The sequence below is a fragment of the Vibrio sp. EA2 genome, from assembly GCF_033042495.1.
Classification (GTDB): domain Bacteria; phylum Pseudomonadota; class Gammaproteobacteria; order Enterobacterales; family Vibrionaceae; genus Vibrio.
The window spans coordinates 14,134-31,531 of sequence record NZ_JAWLID010000021.1; the positions used below are offsets into that span (position 1 = coordinate 14,134).

19 protein-coding genes are annotated in these 17,398 nt (G+C 45.8%); 4 read left to right on the forward strand and 15 right to left on the reverse strand.

The genetic code is table 11. The annotated features are described in order from the left end of the window. Positions 1 to 90 precede the first annotated feature (90 nt). Entirely contained in the window at positions 91 to 855 is a 765-nt protein-coding gene (locus tag RXX31_RS22715; RefSeq protein WP_317591929.1) for a DUF481 domain-containing protein, read from the forward strand. Positions 856 to 942: 87 nt separating this feature from the next. Here the strand turns inward: RXX31_RS22715 and rplI are convergent, their stop codons facing one another. From rplI to pilM, 14 genes are all read right to left on the reverse strand, one after another. Next, a complete protein-coding gene (gene rplI / locus RXX31_RS22720) occupies positions 943 to 1,395 on the reverse strand; it encodes a 50S ribosomal protein L9 (protein ID WP_317591930.1) in 453 nt (150 codons plus the stop codon). 33 nt (positions 1,396 to 1,428) lie between these two features. Then, positions 1,429 to 1,656, reverse strand: a complete 228-nt coding sequence (gene rpsR, locus RXX31_RS22725) for a 30S ribosomal protein S18 (RefSeq protein WP_000090472.1) — start codon at positions 1,654 to 1,656, stop codon at positions 1,429 to 1,431. 16 nt (positions 1,657 to 1,672) lie between these two features. Next, the gene (gene priB, locus RXX31_RS22730) at positions 1,673 to 1,975 is read right to left on the reverse strand and encodes a primosomal replication protein N (protein WP_014233141.1); all 303 of its coding nucleotides are present in this window, start codon (positions 1,973 to 1,975) and stop codon (positions 1,673 to 1,675) included. An 8-nt stretch (positions 1,976 to 1,983) separates the two neighbouring features. After that, positions 1,984 to 2,373, reverse strand: a complete 390-nt coding sequence (gene rpsF / locus RXX31_RS22735; protein ID WP_041154705.1) for a 30S ribosomal protein S6 — start codon at positions 2,371 to 2,373, stop codon at positions 1,984 to 1,986. Between the two features lie 231 nt (positions 2,374 to 2,604). Further along, positions 2,605 to 3,276: a ribulose-phosphate 3-epimerase gene (rpe, locus tag RXX31_RS22740; RefSeq protein WP_317591931.1), complete on the reverse strand. Its 672-nt coding sequence runs from the start codon at positions 3,274 to 3,276 to the stop codon at positions 2,605 to 2,607. A gap of 93 nt (positions 3,277 to 3,369) precedes the next feature. Beyond that, positions 3,370 to 4,209: a Dam family site-specific DNA-(adenine-N6)-methyltransferase gene (locus RXX31_RS22745; protein ID WP_317591932.1), complete on the reverse strand. Its 840-nt coding sequence runs from the start codon at positions 4,207 to 4,209 to the stop codon at positions 3,370 to 3,372. 69 nt (positions 4,210 to 4,278) lie between these two features. After that, on the reverse strand, positions 4,279 to 5,778 hold the full coding sequence (locus RXX31_RS22750; protein WP_317591933.1) for an SPOR domain-containing protein: 1,500 nt from the start codon (positions 5,776 to 5,778) through the stop codon (positions 4,279 to 4,281). A gap of 52 nt (positions 5,779 to 5,830) precedes the next feature. Further along, positions 5,831 to 6,931 (reverse strand): 3-dehydroquinate synthase, encoded by a 1,101-nt coding sequence (aroB, locus tag RXX31_RS22755; RefSeq protein WP_317591934.1) that lies wholly within the window; start codon positions 6,929 to 6,931, stop codon positions 5,831 to 5,833. Positions 6,932 to 6,963: 32 nt separating this feature from the next. Continuing rightward, positions 6,964 to 7,482 (reverse strand): shikimate kinase AroK, encoded by a 519-nt coding sequence (aroK, locus tag RXX31_RS22760; RefSeq protein WP_014233147.1) that lies wholly within the window; start codon positions 7,480 to 7,482, stop codon positions 6,964 to 6,966. Positions 7,483 to 7,670: 188 nt separating this feature from the next. Next, the gene (locus tag RXX31_RS22765; protein WP_317591935.1) at positions 7,671 to 9,410 is read right to left on the reverse strand and encodes a type IV pilus secretin PilQ family protein; all 1,740 of its coding nucleotides are present in this window, start codon (positions 9,408 to 9,410) and stop codon (positions 7,671 to 7,673) included. A 31-nt stretch (positions 9,411 to 9,441) separates the two neighbouring features. After that, the gene (locus tag RXX31_RS22770) at positions 9,442 to 9,957 is read right to left on the reverse strand and encodes a pilus assembly protein PilP (protein ID WP_317591936.1); all 516 of its coding nucleotides are present in this window, start codon (positions 9,955 to 9,957) and stop codon (positions 9,442 to 9,444) included. Continuing rightward, entirely contained in the window at positions 9,947 to 10,540 is a 594-nt protein-coding gene (locus RXX31_RS22775; protein ID WP_317591937.1) for a type 4a pilus biogenesis protein PilO, read from the reverse strand. The genes RXX31_RS22770 and RXX31_RS22775 overlap by 11 nt, the downstream gene beginning before the upstream one ends. Further along, positions 10,533 to 11,108 carry a PilN domain-containing protein gene (locus RXX31_RS22780; RefSeq protein WP_317591938.1) on the reverse strand — a complete coding sequence of 192 codons (576 nt, stop codon included), beginning with the start codon at positions 11,106 to 11,108 and terminating at the stop codon, positions 10,533 to 10,535. The genes RXX31_RS22775 and RXX31_RS22780 overlap by 8 nt, the downstream gene beginning before the upstream one ends. Continuing rightward, positions 11,092 to 12,108, reverse strand: coding sequence for a type IV pilus assembly protein PilM (pilM, locus tag RXX31_RS22785; RefSeq protein WP_317591939.1), 1,017 nt, complete (start codon positions 12,106 to 12,108; stop codon positions 11,092 to 11,094). Before pilM ends, RXX31_RS22780 begins: the two co-directional genes overlap by 17 nt. A gap of 143 nt (positions 12,109 to 12,251) precedes the next feature. On the opposite strand from pilM, the gene RXX31_RS22790 reads away from it, so the two are divergent. Further along, on the forward strand, positions 12,252 to 14,807 hold the full coding sequence (locus RXX31_RS22790) for a PBP1A family penicillin-binding protein (protein ID WP_317591940.1): 2,556 nt from the start codon (positions 12,252 to 12,254) through the stop codon (positions 14,805 to 14,807). Between the two features lie 70 nt (positions 14,808 to 14,877). On the opposite strand, the gene oxyR is transcribed toward RXX31_RS22790, so the two are convergent. Further along, on the reverse strand, positions 14,878 to 15,786 hold the full coding sequence (gene oxyR, locus RXX31_RS22795; RefSeq protein WP_317591941.1) for a DNA-binding transcriptional regulator OxyR: 909 nt from the start codon (positions 15,784 to 15,786) through the stop codon (positions 14,878 to 14,880). A gap of 158 nt (positions 15,787 to 15,944) precedes the next feature. Here oxyR and RXX31_RS22800 point away from each other — a divergent pair, with 158 nt between their 5' ends. Beyond that, the gene (locus RXX31_RS22800; protein WP_317591942.1) at positions 15,945 to 16,673 is read left to right on the forward strand and encodes a redoxin family protein; all 729 of its coding nucleotides are present in this window, start codon (positions 15,945 to 15,947) and stop codon (positions 16,671 to 16,673) included. Between the two features lie 346 nt (positions 16,674 to 17,019). Further along, on the forward strand, positions 17,020 to 17,286 hold the full coding sequence (locus tag RXX31_RS22805; protein ID WP_317591943.1) for a DUF3624 domain-containing protein: 267 nt from the start codon (positions 17,020 to 17,022) through the stop codon (positions 17,284 to 17,286). Positions 17,287 to 17,398: the final 112 nt, after the last annotated feature.

Genomic DNA, 17,398 nt, shown 5'->3' on the forward strand with positions numbered 1-17,398 from the left:
CCAGCTCTAATAAAATTTAACCTACCATTGACCGAAGCGAGCATCTGTATCAGTATCATGCCCCTCCTTTTCATTACGTTCGAGGTTTATGTGTCCCGATACTGGTTACTAAGCATTAGCATACTGTGCATGGGAGCATCGTACGCTGATGAATCAGTACAACCAGAGCAAAATATTGATTTGCCAGATCCGCTGCAAACAGAAGTAGAATTTGGTTATCAAGCTCACACAGGTAACACGGACTCTCGTTCCCTGAATGCTCGTTTGAGTGCTGAATACATATCTGGTCGACATCGTTCTTACGGGGAGTGGAAATACTACAACCTGTACAAAGATGGCGAAGAAGATAAACGCTCTTCCACTTATTCAGTGCAGAGCGACTACAAATTAGGCCCGAAAACCTATTTGTACGGCAGCTTTAAAGGCGTGGATTCGCGCTATAGCGCTTATTTTAAAGATTATACTCTTTCAGGTGGTCTGGGTTACCAGTTCGCCTATACGGACGATCTCGTATTAGAAGTCGAGGTCGGTCCTGGTTATCGTTACCAAGAGCCTAATCTGGATGAAATCGATGACGATGATATTGTCTTTCCGGACATCGTCCGTGAAGGGATCTTTCGTGGTAATCTGAATACGACATGGCATGCGTTGGACAACCTAAGTTTCGCAGCTGACCTGACATTAGTGACCGGTAGCAGCAATACCAGCTTGGATAGCGAGCTCAGTGCCACCAATGCGATCACTGAAGACATTGCGTTAAAGCTCACTCACTCTCGTCAATATCACGACAGAGTTCCAGAAGGGTTAAGCAAAGCGGACAGTATTTTCTCAGTCAATTTGCTTTTCGTTTTTTAAGCCCTCTCTATCTTCAATGAGTCATTACCAGACATAAAAAAAGCACCTCAAAAGAGGTGCTTTTTATTATTTCGTCTTGATACTGAATTAGTCAGCAGCAACAACTTGTAGGTTCACAGTTGCGAAAACTTCAGATTGAAGTTGAACGCTGATTTCGAACTCACCAGTGTTACGTAGAGCACCTTCAGGAAGGCGAACTTCGCTCTTAACAACTTCAACGCCAGCCGCTGTGATAGCGTCAGCGATGTCACGAGTACCGATAGAACCGAATAGTTTGCCTTCGTCACCAGCTTTAGAAGCGATAACAACTGCTTCTAGAGCGTTAATTTTCTCAGCGCGAGCTTCAGCAGCAGCTAGTTGCTCAGCAACTTTAGCTTCTAGTTCAGCACGACGTGCTTCGAACATTTCAACGTTGCCTTTAGTCGCCATAACTGCTTTACCCTGAGGGATAAGGAAGTTACGAGCGTAACCAGATTTAACGTTAACTGTATCGCCAAGACCGCCTAGGTTACCGATTTTATCAAGTAGAATAACTTGCATTGCTTAATCCTCTTTCTTAATAAACGGAACCGATTACTGATGCTTGTCAGTGTACGGTAGTAGAGCTAGGTAGCGTGAACGCTTGATAGCACGTGCTAGTTGACGCTGGTACTTAGCGCTTGTACCAGTGATACGGCTAGGTACGATTTTACCAGCTTCAGTGATGTAGTTTTTAAGAGTTGCTACGTCTTTGTAATCAATCTCTTGTACGCCTTCTGCAGTGAAACGGCAGAATTTACGACGACGGAAGAAACGAGCCATGGGCTATCTCCTGATCTTAAATTTGAGTAATGTTGTCGGCATGTAACACTAATTTTCCCACCCCATTTCGGCCGGTTTGATAAGCGACAAAGCCACTTACCTTAATGTTACTACCCTGTACTAAATTCTGAGTTATTGCTTGTGACCCAAGCCCGCTGACCACAACCGGCATACGACAATAAACTTGTCTCGGTAAATCAGCTTCGATAACAGTAGAGCGATGCTCTAGCCAAAACCGACAGTGTTCAATCCCACCAGGGCTTTTACTACGAATGGGCGGTTTGGCAATAGTGCCGCTCAGCTCCATTCGATTGGTCATAACAAATCTTACTCAGCAGCTTCTGACTTAGCTTCAGGCTTAGCTTCAGAACGCTCTTCACGACGTGGAGCACGCTCTTCTTTTTGCTTAAGCATGATAGATTGCTCAGTGATCGCTGCTTTAGTACGCATGATCATGTTACGTAGAACTGCATCGTTGAAACGGAAAGCAGTTTCTAGCTCATCAATTACAGCTTGGTCAGCTTCAACGTTCATTAGAACGTAGTGAGCTTTGTGAAGCTTGTTGATTGGGTAAGCCAGTTGACGACGACCCCAGTCTTCTAGACGGTGGATAGTACCGCCAGCTTCAGTGATAGAACCAGTGTAACGCTCGATCATGCCAGCAACTTGCTCGCTTTGATCTGGGTGCACCATGAATACGATTTCGTAATGACGCATTGGTTGCTCCTTACGGATTATTCAGCTTCCACAATTGGCTCAGTCGTCCAGAGGAAGCAAGGAACTAAAGATAATTGACTGAGTTTTAAGGAGCACGAATAGTACAGAAAGGGCGCAAAATAGGCAAGTGATTATTTGCTCAGCGCGGTGGATATTTTCTTTTCGCTAAAACCAGAAACAACAAAGGCTGTCACTTGATGGACAGCCTTGCAAATCATCAGCTTAAATCGCTTATTTTACCTGAGATAGCTCTTCACGCATTTGGTCGATCACAGCTTTGTAATCTGGCTGACCAAAAATCGCCGACCCTGCGACAAACATGTCTGCGCCCGCTTCAGCAATTTCACGGATATTGTCCACTTTAACACCACCATCGATTTCCAGGCGGATGTCACGACCAGACTCATCAATCATCTTACGTACCGCACGAAGTTTATCCATCGTATGAGGAATGAAAGACTGACCACCAAAGCCTGGGTTTACTGACATCAGCAGAATCATATCCACTTTATCCATAATGAACTCAAGGCTTGCTAAAGGCGTGGCCGGGTTTAATACCACGCCCGCTTTACAGCCGTGCTCTTTGATGAGCTGTAGCGTGCGATCCACATGATCAGATGCTTCCACGTGGAAGGTAATCATCGATGCACCAGCTTTAGCGAAGTCAGGAATAATGCGGTCAACAGGTTTCACCATTAGGTGAACGTCGATTGGTGCAGTGATACCGTAATCACGCAACGCTTTACACACAGGAGCACCAAAAGTCAGGTTTGGCACATAGTGGTTATCCATAACATCGAAATGCACCACATCCGCACCCGCTGCGAGTACTTTTTCAACATCTTCACCTAGACGGGCAAAATCAGCCGATAAAATGGATGGAGCAATAAGAAAATCTTTCATACCTGACCTCAGAAGTGACGAGCAAACCAATTTGCGCGCAATTCTACCGAAGCCAGTGGGGAGATCCACTATTTAGAGAAAATAGTGTGAGAACTATGAAGCCGCGCTACCTGAATCAGGAGCTTTAAAAAGAGCCAGTAACTCATCCACTTTGTTACGGCCACCACCATTACGACTGATCGTCCGTTTTACTTTTACCACACTCAAATCGGCACCGTGGTACAAGCGGCGTGTTAATGTTGTATCGTGGTTTGAAATCAACACTGGAATACCGCGCTCAGTCGCCGTTTTTTCTGCAGCATCAGCCAGTGCCGCCTGATCATCCAACGTAAAACCATTCCCTGCATAAGAGGTGAAGTTTGCGGTATTGGATAGTGGCGCATACGGCGGATCACAGTAAACTACGCTGCCTTTACGTGCGCGGCGAAATGTCTCAGGGTAGCCTTCACAAACAAACGTGGCTTTCTTGGCTTTTTCCGCAAAGAATTCCAATTCAGCTTCAGGGAAATATGGCTTTTTATATGACCCAAAAGGAACGTTGAAGCCGCCTTTTTTGTTGTAGCGACACAGCCCGTTAAAGCCAAAACGATTCATGTATAAGAAAGCAAGCGAGCGATACATCACGTCGTCAGTCTTGTTGAACTCAGCGCGAATACTCAGATAAGCTTCTTTGCGGTTATTTTCGGCCACGAACCAGCGCTTCGCTTCAGAAATATACTCTTCAGGGCGCGCTTTAATCAGGTTATACAGATTGATCAAATCCGGGTTGATGTCAGCCAGTAGGTACTGGTCGTAATCTGTATTCAAAAAGACAGAACCAGCACCAACAAAAGGTTCAACTAGCTTTCGAGCCGGTGGCAAATGACGTTGGATGTCTTCAACCAGTCCGTACTTTCCTCCAGCCCACTTTAGAAAGGCTCGTTGCTTTTTCATCTACTGCTCTATCTATCGACCCAAAATTAAGGTTGCGGAATGTAACATATTTTTCAGCGAAGCTCAGGTTTATTTCACACGTTCGATTTCGCGCTGTACCTGGCCTAACGATTTTGCCCATGGGCTGAGTGACTTAAGTGATTCTGGTAGTGCTTCAACCGCATCTCGAGCCTGCTGAATGGTCTGATAATCTCGGTAAGTAATGATAAACCATTCGGTTTCATTACGGACCGTTGGATAAATGCGCACTTTGTTATTCAGCTGATATTCATCCAGGAATACCTGTACATCTTCCATAGAGGTCATTGCAGCAAGTTGAATGGTATAGCCGCGAGGTGACAACGCTTTTAACTCTTCGCGAGCAAATGAAAACTTAACAACGGGCTTAGTCTCTGTGGCTTGTGATTCCGTGCTTTTATCGGCAGGGGCGTCTTCCGGTTTAACGACGTTAATTAAAGAACTGCTCGTTTCACCTTGAGCTGAAGTTGAAGACTCTTCATCCGCGACGTCACCGCTATTGCTATCCGCTTGTTCTGTATTTTTACCTTCGAGCAGTGCATCGACAACATCAGACTCAATCACCACACGTTGATGCTTGTCATCAATACCGACACTAGCCACCTCTTCGGTCACAGCTGGGGGTAACGAGTCAGAATCATCACTGGCATTAAAAGAGTCGAGACTTGAAGAGTCATCCGTTACGGAGGTCAATCTACCGCTCTCAGTCTCAGATAAGGTTGGAATCGCCGTTTGTTCAATATTCCCAGTCAATTGCTGTGCTCTATCATCAGGGCTCGGTTGACTGAACATCCACCAATAACCACCAGCCACAAGCAGTAGCAGCACTAAAATTACCAGTGTAACCTTGAGTGGGCTTGCGACAATTGAGCGGATAATAATCCTTTTTTCCACTTTCATCTCTCCTAATGCCATGATGTCACCCGGGATCGGAGCCACTCTCTTAAATGCCTCACGAACACGCTTTTCTGATTGCTCATCCACATACCGTGCCACTAAAAACTCGAAAAAGCGACGAGCTTCTACTTCAGACAGCATATCGATATCTAACTCTACAGGCTTTATCTCCAGCCCGTAGCTGATACGCGACAGTACACTCTCGAGTCGGCCAGCGGGCGTGAACAATAAGACATTGATTGTCCAGTGCGGTTTTTCCTGAGCCTGCAACACGAGCGTCCATAACTCTGAAATCAGGGTAGCACTCAACAATTGTGCATCATCAACCACAATAACGATATCACAAGGCTCATCCCCCAATACCCTTTCCAGGGTATCGCTCAACGGCTCCTGTTGGTTGAACAACGCGTCAGAAAGTAGTTGACTCAATATGAGAATGCGATGCTGAAGATCATCTTGATTTCTATGACAAAGTAACAAACATTGGTTTTTGTTACTGGCACCCACTTCAAGATATCGCTGTGCCAGCCAAGATTTGCCAAAACCAGCATCACCATTTATCACAATCAGGTTGGAACCAAAGTTGGTTAATAACCGCAATCGTTCTAAAAACTCAGTTTGAGAATCTAATTCCAGACCGTGAGCAGCACTCATTGAATAACCTTACATCCACAAAAGAATGACGCCCAAAGGCGCCATTACAAGGTTAAATATTCCGACCAAATTCGATAGCTTGCTTAAGCACTTCTTGTGTCGTGTCAGCGATCACCTCGGCAGTACCAATCCCGGTTGGTAAGACTAACCTTAGTTGACCTGAAAGGACTTTCTTATCGCGCATCATATGTTTGATAAAGTCATCAAAGCTCATGCTGTCCGGGGTATGCACTGGCAGTTTCGCTCGACGTAAAATCGCGACGATACTTTCAAACTGCTCTTCAGAAATTAGACCACGCAATAGGGATGTTTTGGCAGCCATTACTGTGCCAGATGATACGGCTTCACCATGTAACCAGTTGCCATAACCAAGTTCAGCTTCAATTGCATGACCAAAGGTGTGGCCTAAATTTAATAACGCACGAATGCCGGACTCTTTTTCATCTTGAGCCACCACTTCCGCTTTAATCTGGCAACAACGAGCAATAGCGTAAGTCAGCGCTTCTTCGTCCAGGGCATACAGACGATCTAGGTTTTCTTCCAGCCACCCAAAGAATTCAGCGTCATAAATAATGCCGTACTTAATGACTTCGGCTATGCCCGCTGCAAATTCACGCTCAGGCAGAGTCGACAAACAATTCGTGTCGATGATGACCGCTTTGGGTTGGTAAAACGCACCAATCATGTTCTTACCCAGAGGGTGATTGACCGCCGTTTTTCCGCCGACCGAAGAGTCCACTTGAGACAACAAAGTCGTTGGGATCTGAATAAAATCAACGCCACGCTGATAGCACGCAGAAGCAAAACCAACCAAATCACCGATAACACCGCCACCAAGTGCGATGATAACGACATCACGAGCATAACTTCCCTCTAGTAGAAAGTTCATTACCTGATTAAACACATCCAGGTTTTTGTATTGCTCGCCATCCGGCAACTCTAGCAACGATGCACTGCACCCGAGTTGTTCGAGTTGATTAAGAATTTTATCTGCATACAAAGGGGCTACCGTGACATTACTGATCACGACCACTTTTTGATTTGCATGTTTGTTTGAAAGTACTTGAGAAAGGTACGCCGGGTCCTCAAATAACCCGGCGCCTATAGAGATTGGGTAGCTACGCTCAGCTAGATTGACCGTAATCCGTTCCATCGGTGTGCTCCAATTTTAAAAAAGATAAATACTTATCTCTCTTCTAGCATTTTTACGATCTGGTTGGCTACCACTTTTGCACTCTGATCGTCAGTGCGAACAGTGTAATCCGCTACTTCTTCGTATAGAGGGTTACGTTCTTTAGCTAATTGCTCCAATACTTCTCGAGGACTATCCGTTTGAAGTAGTGGACGCTTCTTGTCACGGTTAGTACGTGCAAGTTGCTTTTCAATCGTCGTTTCTAAATAGACAACAACACCACGTGCCGAAAGGCGGTTACGGTTTTCTTTGCTCTTTACAGAGCCACCACCCGTTGCCAGCACGATACCTTGCTCTTGAGTCAGGTCTTCAAGCACCGATTCTTCACGCTTACGGAAGCCTTCTTCACCTTCTACATCAAAAACCCAAGAGATGTCTGCACCAGTGCGTTCTTCGATCACTGTATCGGAGTCTACAAACTCCATATGCAGCTGCTGTGCAAGATGTCTACCAATTGTACTTTTGCCGGCACCCATAGGCCCAACAAGGAAAATATTACGTTTCTCAGCCATGTTTAGCAGTAATTTACAACATTGATTCAATAAGATCGCCACAAGAAAACACAGCTAAGCCGCTGTTCTACAAGGCTTGTGGCACCAATTCCTCACAGATAATTCGTGATAAGACCCGAAATTATCCAAGCATGGTGCCACTAATGCAACTTTATTTTTTATCTAATCGTCTTTTTGCTCATTTATGGCTACTGGATAACAACCTTAGGTGTAACGAAAATCAGTAGTTCACTTTTGCCAACTTTTTCATAACTTCGGCGAAAAAGTGCGCCTAAAAATGGCAGGTCACCGAGTAGTGGTACTTTGTCCACTGAGTTGGTAATGCTGTGTTGGAAAATACCGCCAAGAACCACAGTCTCACCATTATTGACTAAGATTTGAGTCCCGATTCTCTGAGTATCTATCGTGACGGCTTCGCCCGTCCCTGCTTTTACCACTTGCCCTGGCCTATCCTGAGTGACACTGAGATCCAGCACTAAACGGTTGTCTGGTGTAATTTGTGGCGTGACTTTTAAACTTAACACCGCTTTTTTGAAAGTAATCGTTGTCGCACCACTGGATGATGATTCGAGATACGGGATTTCTGTCCCCTGTTCTATGTAGGCGGGCTTTTTGTTAGTCGTAATCAAACGAGGACTCGAAATTATCTCAGCTTTCGACTCCTGCTGCAGCGCAGACAGTTCCAAATCGAGCAAAGTGTCAGAGCCTAATTTTGCTACCTGAAACGCAATACTGGTCGCGCTCGGATTAGTCGCAGCCAGGTTGACGTTAAGAAAATCATCAATTCCAACACTACCATCCCCACCCTCTTCACCATCACCTTGATAAAGTCCGATGGTTGCCAGGTTATTTTCAATCGAACCACCAAGGGTATTATTGCCGTTGATGGAAGAGAATCCCCATCGAATGCCGAGTTCATCCATATTCCCTTCACTGACGGTAACAATCCTCGCTTCGATCTGAACCTGCTTAACCGGAATGTCGAGCGACTCGATAATATCTCGTATCACCGAGATATTCTCCGGCAGCTCTCTGACCAATAGTGAGTTAGTGCGCTCATCAATCGTCATGCTGCCTCGCTCAGAGAGCATGCTGATATTGCCCTCACCATTAATCATCTCAGCAATATCAGATGCTTTGGCAAAATTCACTTTGATGATGTCAGACGACAGTTCGCCCATTTCCTCTTCCAGTTGCTGCTTCTCTAATTGCTGCTTCTCTCTGAGGTCAAGCTCATCCGTTGGGGCAACAAGAATGACATTGCCATCGACACGCTTATCTAAACCTTTTACCTGCAGAATAATGTCCAGAACCTGCTGCCAAGGCACACCATCAAGGCGCAGTGTTAAGTTGCCTTCGACGGAGTCTGATACCACGAGGTTAAACTGGTTATAGTCGGCAATAAGCTGTAAAACATTCCGTACCGGGATATCCTGGAAGTTAATCGATATTAATTTGCCTTCTTTCTCTAAAATGCTCTTATCTGGCGTTTTTTCATCAGATTTGAGTTTACTCACCGTGACTTCCAAATAGCGCCCTGCCAAATGATAATCATGGGTGTAATCATTACTGATGTGCGTGACCAAACGAGTCGTCGAGGTCTCACGAAAGACTTCCACACTATCCACGACCGTTGAAAAGTCTTTGACGTCAAGGAGGTATAACTGCTCATCTTTCACTGACGTATTAAGCAGGTCGATGCTCAGCCCTTCCTGAACCCGCTGAATGTCGACAATCGCAGCAGGCGAAGAGAGTTCCACGACAATGATCGCGTCTTTGTTCTTATTCGTACGAAAATCGATGTTCTTTAACGCGTTAGGCTCCCCACCATCAGCCAGTGCAAAAGGGGCAAATAGTAAAACTAACCCAAAGGATAGGAGCCCGAAGAGTATCCTTGGTGTACGTGTAAGTCCTTGTCTCATCATCATTACTCAATATCAAAAATAAATGCAGGTATATCTATCTCAAAGCCAGCTTCACCTTGCGTTTCTGCCAGCACCCCAAACCATCAGGAAGTGTTTCGTCGATCAGTAAATAGGAATGAGTAACTTGGGTGACCTTACCGTTATTACGTCCAAGATACTGACCGGGAGCGACTTTGTAGACCGTCCCATTTGGTGCCTGTACGAGACCGGAAACCGTGTTGCCCATCCCCATCACGCCTTTCAGACGCAACTGACTTAACGGGAATTTTTCTAATTTGCTAGAGCGCGTTCTGGCGGGTGGTTGCCAACAGTCTTTTCTCACAATAGGTTGAGTTGCTATCGTCGCCTCTTGGGGTAATTCGAAAGGCGCTCGCAGCACTTGCGGTTTATATATAACCGCAACGTATTGATCCGCGGGCTTGAGTTTCTCAACATCACGCTTTGCCTGAGTTTCTACATCACGAATGTAGTCCGTTAACGATTCGTCGCTTGCCTGACACCCCACCAGCAACGCTCCCAACAGAGCAGCCAGTAAAGATTTATTTCTCATCTTTCTTCTCCTCTGGCTTGAACTGATAGGTATTCGCTCTTACTCGAAAGTGCAGCGTTTTGCTCTCCTGACTAACGCGCTGCCAAGTCACATCTTTAAAGGTAATGATGCGCGGCAAGGTTGCAATCGCTTGTGAGAAACGCCCAATGTCATGGAAATCACCGGTTAACTCGATGTTAAGTGGCAGTCGATATAAGAAGTGATCAGATTGTTTTTCTCCCCAGTCAATGCGGGTGAAAGTCAGTTTATTGTCTATCCCAAGCTCATTAACGGACGCCAGCATGGTGGCTAACTCTTTCTGGGCGGGCAGTTGCTGCAACAACAACTCGTAACGCGTGGTCAACTCATCCAACTGTGATTGGAGCTGAGGTAGTGCGGCCACCTTATTCGCTTTAATACGTAACGCAATTTTGAGCGTTTCTTCCTGTTGAATGAGGTCGTTTAACCGCTCTTCCTCAGGCACTAAGTAAAGCCAATAGCCGAAACCTTGAAGCAACAGGATCAACAAACTAATGACTAGCAACTGAGGGATTAAAGGCCACTCAGCAATCTCATCCATTTCCAGATCTTGCCAATTAACCATGCTGACCTCCCTCCACCGGCTCTACCACCTTAAACATGAAAGACACTTTAAAGGTCTGGAACTCTTTGCCGAAACGTGTTTTACCATGAACGATAGAATGCATTTCAACGTCCAAGAGTTTTGCTGATCGCTCCATGTTATCGAGCATGGTTGCCAGGCGAGGTGTGCTATCTGAAATACCCGCGATTTCTATTTCCAGATCATTCATTTTGATCTTGTCGACATACACACCTTCAGGAATAACAGCTGGCATCAGATTCATCAATTCTGTGGTTTTGTTGCGGCCGTTTTGCAAGCCTTCGACCACCTTGAGACGCGCTAATATTTTGCTATGTTCTTGCTCTGCAATTTTCATCGCATCAATACGTTGATCGAGCTCCGCAATATAGTGAGCAAGGTAATCGAGGCGATCTTGCTGCAGGCTTTGCTGGTATTCATAAAACTTACCTACCCCCCATTGGATACCAACAGCAAAAAACAGCCCTAAAATGATCATGCCGACAAAACGACGGCGATGCTCTTGCCTCTGGTTTTCCCGCCAGGGCAATAGGTTAATCCGATGTAGCACGACCACCTCCCAACCAGTGAATACCTCGTACAGCCAACCCAGCAGCAGTGGCAAAGTGTTGCCAGTCCGCCGCTCGACGCTTACGTTTGGCAACGTTCATTTCAAATAACCCCAACGGATTAAGTAATTCGCACTCGAGCACTAGTTGATGCGAAAGCTCCTCAGCCAACATAGGCGTCTCTGCACCATCACCGGATAACCAAATACCTTTGATGTTTTGTGATCCATTCATGGACGTATAAAGCTGTATCTGGCGTTTTACGCGATCGACCACCTGATGGTTGAATTGGTTCGTTTTGGCTTGCTCGTCTTCGGACAGGGAGATTTTCTGAGTAGAATGCAGAATAGAAGCGGTTCCACAGGCAAATTCTTTATGGAACAGCTCGTCTTGCTCGGTGAACATTGTCAATGAACTCGACTGAGAGCCTACATCAAGCAGAACGTAGTTACTTTTGTTTGGGAAGTGTTCTGCCGCCAGTTTCCATATCTGCCCGAGGCTTTGTGAATGAACATCAACCAGAACAGGTTTAAAACCAGACTTGTGTATTGCCTCAACTCGACTTTCAACGACATCTTTACGCGTCGCAAAAACTTGGTAGCTATCGGGCCCTCGTGGGTCTTCTTTGGAACTCAGGCGGACAAAGTCCAAGCTCAACTCTTCAACAGGAAAAGGAGATTGATGAGAAAATGCCTGCACGACTGCGAACTCGATTTCGTTATCTTCAAGGTCTTGTTCGACATGCAGTTTTTTGCTGATAACCGCATTATCAGGCACTGAAATTGCCACTCTACCTGCACCAAATGGCAGGTCTTTTTTCACCTGTTTAAGGGTATTTACAATTTCTTGATGATTTATGGTGTTATTTTCAGCGACAATACCATCCTTAAGTAATATTTCTTTGTAACCCAATAAGGCGAATTGATTGCCATTGGGTTTAAGTACGACGGCTTTGAGGCTGTTATGGCCTATGTCTATGCCTGTAACGATTCGCTTATCCATCTTCTACTCTCGCTCCGAAATTTCTTCGCGCAAAGGTTGTTATTCACACCCAAATAAGAGTTAATATCTCTATGTGCTAAATTTTTGACCTAAGAGTACAAGGGTTTGCCGTTACACAGCCTCAACCAATCAGGGATTCTCCGGTGAAGTTCATAAAGCGTTTATTTTTCTTAACATTGATTTGCATAATTCTTGGAGTCACCACTATTTTTGGCTTCTATCAGTATGTGAAGCCTGAATTACCAGATGTTGCAACTCTAAAAGACGTTGAATTACAAACACCTATGCAGGTGTTCAGTCAAGACGGGAAGCTGATCGCACAGTTCGGTGAAAAGCGTCGCATTCCTGTCACTTATGACGAAATTCCTCAAGATTTGATTCATGCGCTAATCGCAACAGAAGACAGTCGCTTTTACGAGCACCCAGGTATCGATCCGATCGGTATTACGCGTGCAGCAGTCGTAGTGGCAATTTCTGGTTCGGCTAAGCAAGGGGCAAGTACCATTACGCAGCAGCTGGCACGTAATTTCTTCTTATCAAATGAGAAGAAAATCATGCGTAAAATTAAAGAGATTTTCATCGCCATCCACATTGAACAGCTGCTAAGTAAACAAGAGATCATGGAGCTTTACGTCAATAAGATCTTCCTTGGTTACCGATCATATGGTTTTGGTGCCGCTGCACAGGTCTACTTTGGCAAAAGCCTCAATGAATTAACACTCAGCGAGATCGCAACGTTAGCTGGTATGCCAAAAGCGCCATCAACTATGAACCCGATTTACTCATTGGAGCGTGCAACCAATCGCCGTAATGTCGTGTTAATGCGTATGCTGGATGAGAATTACATTACTCAGGAGCAATACGATGAGGCGCGAAATGAGGCTATCGTTGCGCGCTACCACAGCGCAGAGATCGAACTATCAGCACCTTATGTTGCCGAGCTAGCTCGTGCTTGGGCTGTAAAAGAGTTCGGTGAAGAGCAAGCTTATACGTCAGGTATGAATATCTACATGACGGTGGATTCCAAGCTTCAGGATGCCGCAAATAAAGCCGCCGTGAACAACTTGCTCGCCTACGATGAACGCCATGGTTATCGTGGTGCAGAAAAGACGCTTTGGAAAAACGGCGAAAGTGCTTGGGACACTGAGCAAATTGAACAACACCTCAAGAAGCAGCCAACCTATGGTGATCTTTCCCCTGCTGTCGTGATCAAAGTAGAAGCGAAAACGGCACAGGTGTGGGTGAAGAACCATCAAGTAAAAACGATCCCTTGGTCAGGAATGAACTGGGCCCGTAAATACCTGACTGACAAGCGTCAGGGTTCAGCACCAAAGTCGGCACAAGACATCCTCGCAGCAGGCCAACAAGTTTGGGTTCGTGAGGTCAGCTCTGCAGATGAAGAGCACAACTGGAAGCTGAGTCAGGTGCCTAATGCCAACACCGCGTTCGTCGCGATGGATCCTGAAAACGGCGCTATCTTGTCGATGGTAGGCGGCTTTAACTTTATCCATAGCAAGTTTAACCGAGCGACCATGTCCGTACGTCAGGTTGGTTCGAGTATCAAACCTTTTATTTATTCTGCCGCCATCGATAAAGGTCTGACTCTGGCGACACTTGTGAATGATGCACCAATCAACAAATGGGATGCTGGTTCAGGTTCAGCATGGCGACCAAAAAATTCACCACCAACTTACGGTGGTCCAACTCGCCTACGTATCGGCCTGGCTCAGTCAAAGAACGTAATGGCTGTGCGTACTTTACGTGAAGTGGGGCTGGATGAGACTCGTCAATACCTAACGCGTTTTGGTTTTGATATTAACGATGTGCCTCGCTCAGAAACCATTGCTCTTGGTGCAGGCAGTTTAACACCGATGAAAGTCGCACAAGGCTATTCCGTATTTGCCAATGGCGGTTACTACGTTGAACCGTTCTATGTTGACCGAATTGAAGACGCGTTTGGCGAAGTGCTGTTTAAAGCAAACCCTAAAACCGTTTGTAAACAGAACTGTCCACAAGTCGTCGAATCATACACCGAGAATCGCTTTGCGAATGAGTTTGGTGAACAAGATGTCGAAATTGAAGGGCTAGCCACAGACAACGCGCTAGAAAGTGATGAGCCACAATATGCTCCACAAGTGATTTCACAAGAAAATGCATTCCTGATGCGTGAAATGATGTACAGCAACATTTGGGGTGGCGGTGACTGGCGTGAAGGCACAGGCTGGAACGGCACAGGTTGGCGTGCGCAATCATTGAAGCGCCGTGACATTGGCGGTAAGACGGGTACAACCAATGACTCGAAAGACGCCTGGTATAATGGTTACGGACCGGGTGTTGTGGCAGTCGCGTGGGTTGGCTTTGATGACCACTCAAGAGCGCTTGGTCGTGCTACGGTGAACAGTAATCTTGGTCAGGGTCAGGTTTCCGGTGCAGAAGCGGGCGGCAAAACGGCTGAGCCTGCTTGGATCGACTTTATGCGTGTTGCGCTTGAAAACACACCGGAGCAGAGTAAGCAGGTTCCAGACAACATTGTACAAGTACGAATTGATCGTAACAGCGGTATGCTGACCGACAATGTCGATGGCAGCTCTATGATGGAATACTTCGAGAAAGGCACAGAGCCAACCGAATACTCAGGTAGCTTCTTGGAAGACAGTATTTACTCCAGCGGAGGCGGGACAACCGAAGAGCTGTTCTAAGTAAGAACTGTAAAATAAAGCAGGGGAGCCAATGGCTCCCCTGTCTGTTTCTCGCGGCAACTTATCGCGATTAAGCCGCAATCGATGATGGATAGCTCGCCAGAATATCTTTGATCTTCGCTGCCAATGCTTCAAAACGTGCACGGAGTGGTGAGCCAGGGCGATACACCAACACTATCTTACGCGTGGGCGTAGGATTTACCGCCGGAATGTAACTAACGCCATCTTTTTGCTTCTCATGTGGTAGTGATAGCTGAGGTAGCAAGGTGATCCCCCCACCAGCGGCCACCATATTGCGTAACGTCTCTAAGCTCGTGGCTTTAAACCGTTCATCATCTTTTGCACCAGCAGCAAAACAGAAGCCTAAAGCCTGATCTCTCAAGCAGTGGCCATCACCAAGCGCCAATACTGTCTTGCCCTTTAGTGACATCATGTCGATTTGCTCTAACGATGCCCATTCATGATCACATGGTACAGCAACGCTTAACGGTTCGTTATACACTTCAATCTCTTTGAAGGGTTCTGTTTCTGCCACTGACGCCAACACCAGACAATCCAACTTACCTTCTTCCAGTTGATGCACCAGCTGATGGGTTTGAGCTTCATGGAGGAACAACTCCAACTCTGGAAATTCGACTTTTAGCTCGGGAAGGATTTTAGGCAACAAGTAAGGGCCGACAGTAGGTATAAAACCAATATGCAACGGCCCGGTCATCGTGCCATTTTGGCCACTCGCCATGTCCTTAAACGTTTTCACTTCACTTAAAATCCGCTTTGCTTGATCCACCAGCTGCAAGCCGGAGTCGGTAAACAGTACACGGCGGCTACTGCGCTCCAGAAGCGCGGTTCCAAGCTCGTCTTCTAACTTACGAATTTGCCCGCTAAGGGTCGGCTGGCTGACAAAACATGCTTCTGCCGCTTTACGGAAGTGCTTATGTTCCGCAAGCGCGACGAGGTACTCAAAGTCCCTAATATTCATAACACACGATTCGCTTCTATTGAGTGATAGTTAACACCTATCAAAACCATAACACTAAACGATTAGAGCTATCAAAAGATTTTTATAATAATAGGCCTAAACAAACAGAACAGATATGAGCCAGACGCTCACTACTTAAAAGAATCATAAGGAAGAAAATGTTTATCTCTAAAGAAGGTCAAAACGTTCCTCAAGTCACGTTACCAACTCGTCAGAACGGCGATTGGATCAATCTCACCACTGATGATCTTTTCAGAAACAAAACGGTTATCGTCTTCAGCTTGCCGGGCGCCTTTACTCCGACATGCTCTTCAAGCCATTTACCTCGTTACAATGAGCTGTTTCCAGTATTTAAAGAACACGGCGTGGATGAAATTTTATGTGTGTCTGTGAATGATACATTTGTTATGAATGCTTGGAAGCAAGAGCAAGAAGCGGAAAACATTACCTTCATCCCAGACGGCAATGGTGAGTTTACCGATGGAATGGGGATGCTGGTTGATAAAAGTGAGCTTGGCTTTGGCAAGCGCTCTTGGCGTTACAGCATGTTGGTAAAAAATGGCGTGGTTGAAAAAATGTTTATTGAACCAAATGAGCCAGGCGACCCGTTTAAAGTCTCTGATGCGGATACGATGCTCAACTACGTAGCACCTGACTACAAAACTCAGGAGTCCATCACGGTCTTCACCAAGCCGGGTTGTCCATTCTGTGTGAAAGCGAAGCAAAACCTGATTGATAAAGGGCTTCAGTATGAAGAAGTGATCCTGGGTAAAGATGCGACGACGGTAAGCCTACGCGCCATTTCTGGTCGCACAACCGTTCCTCAGGTTTTCATTGGCGGCAAACTGATCGGCGGCAGTGAAGAGCTAGAAACCTACTTAGGTTAAAGGACATCAGACCTTCTTACTCCTAAAAACAAAGCCTCGTTATCCACGAGGCTTTTTAAGTTACGCGGCCATCATGGCATAACGACCTACTAAAATAATAGCAGTCAGTCCAAGCGTAAAGAATCCACCAGCAGCACCGAATGCCATCTTGAATTCTGTCGACATTATCATTTTCCTATTTTGAGGCTGATGCCAAACCATACGCCAATTACGTGCCACAAAGCTTGAGCAAATCTAATTTTGCATTTTTACAGCGATAACCTCAGCAACTAAGCTTAAGCACGAAAACCAAAGTGATACGCTTTGAGTAACCTGAGTTCAGATGACGCACAAGTGGAGATGTCCGATGAATCGTCACCGCTGCCAAGACCATTGGTTTTTACAAAAGATCGGCCACTGCCAGCGCTGTATGGATCAGTTGACCGTACTTTCTGTCCTTTGTTGGATTATCTGGTGGTTTGCATGTAAAGACGATCCACAAAGCATTGAGTCAATCGCATTGATCTTTGCAGGGTTTGCTTTTAATACCTTATTGTTCTTGCACTTATGGATGCGCTTTGTCATCTTCCCGTGGCAACGTCGACGAGACAAACAAAACAAAAACGACAGATAGAAAAAAGCCCCAAAATCAATGTCGATTCTGGGGCTCTCTTAGATTCTTCTAAGAAAAAGCAGTGGTACTTTAATAGACCCGGCTTCCTCTTAAAGGTTCCATCTTTTTTCGA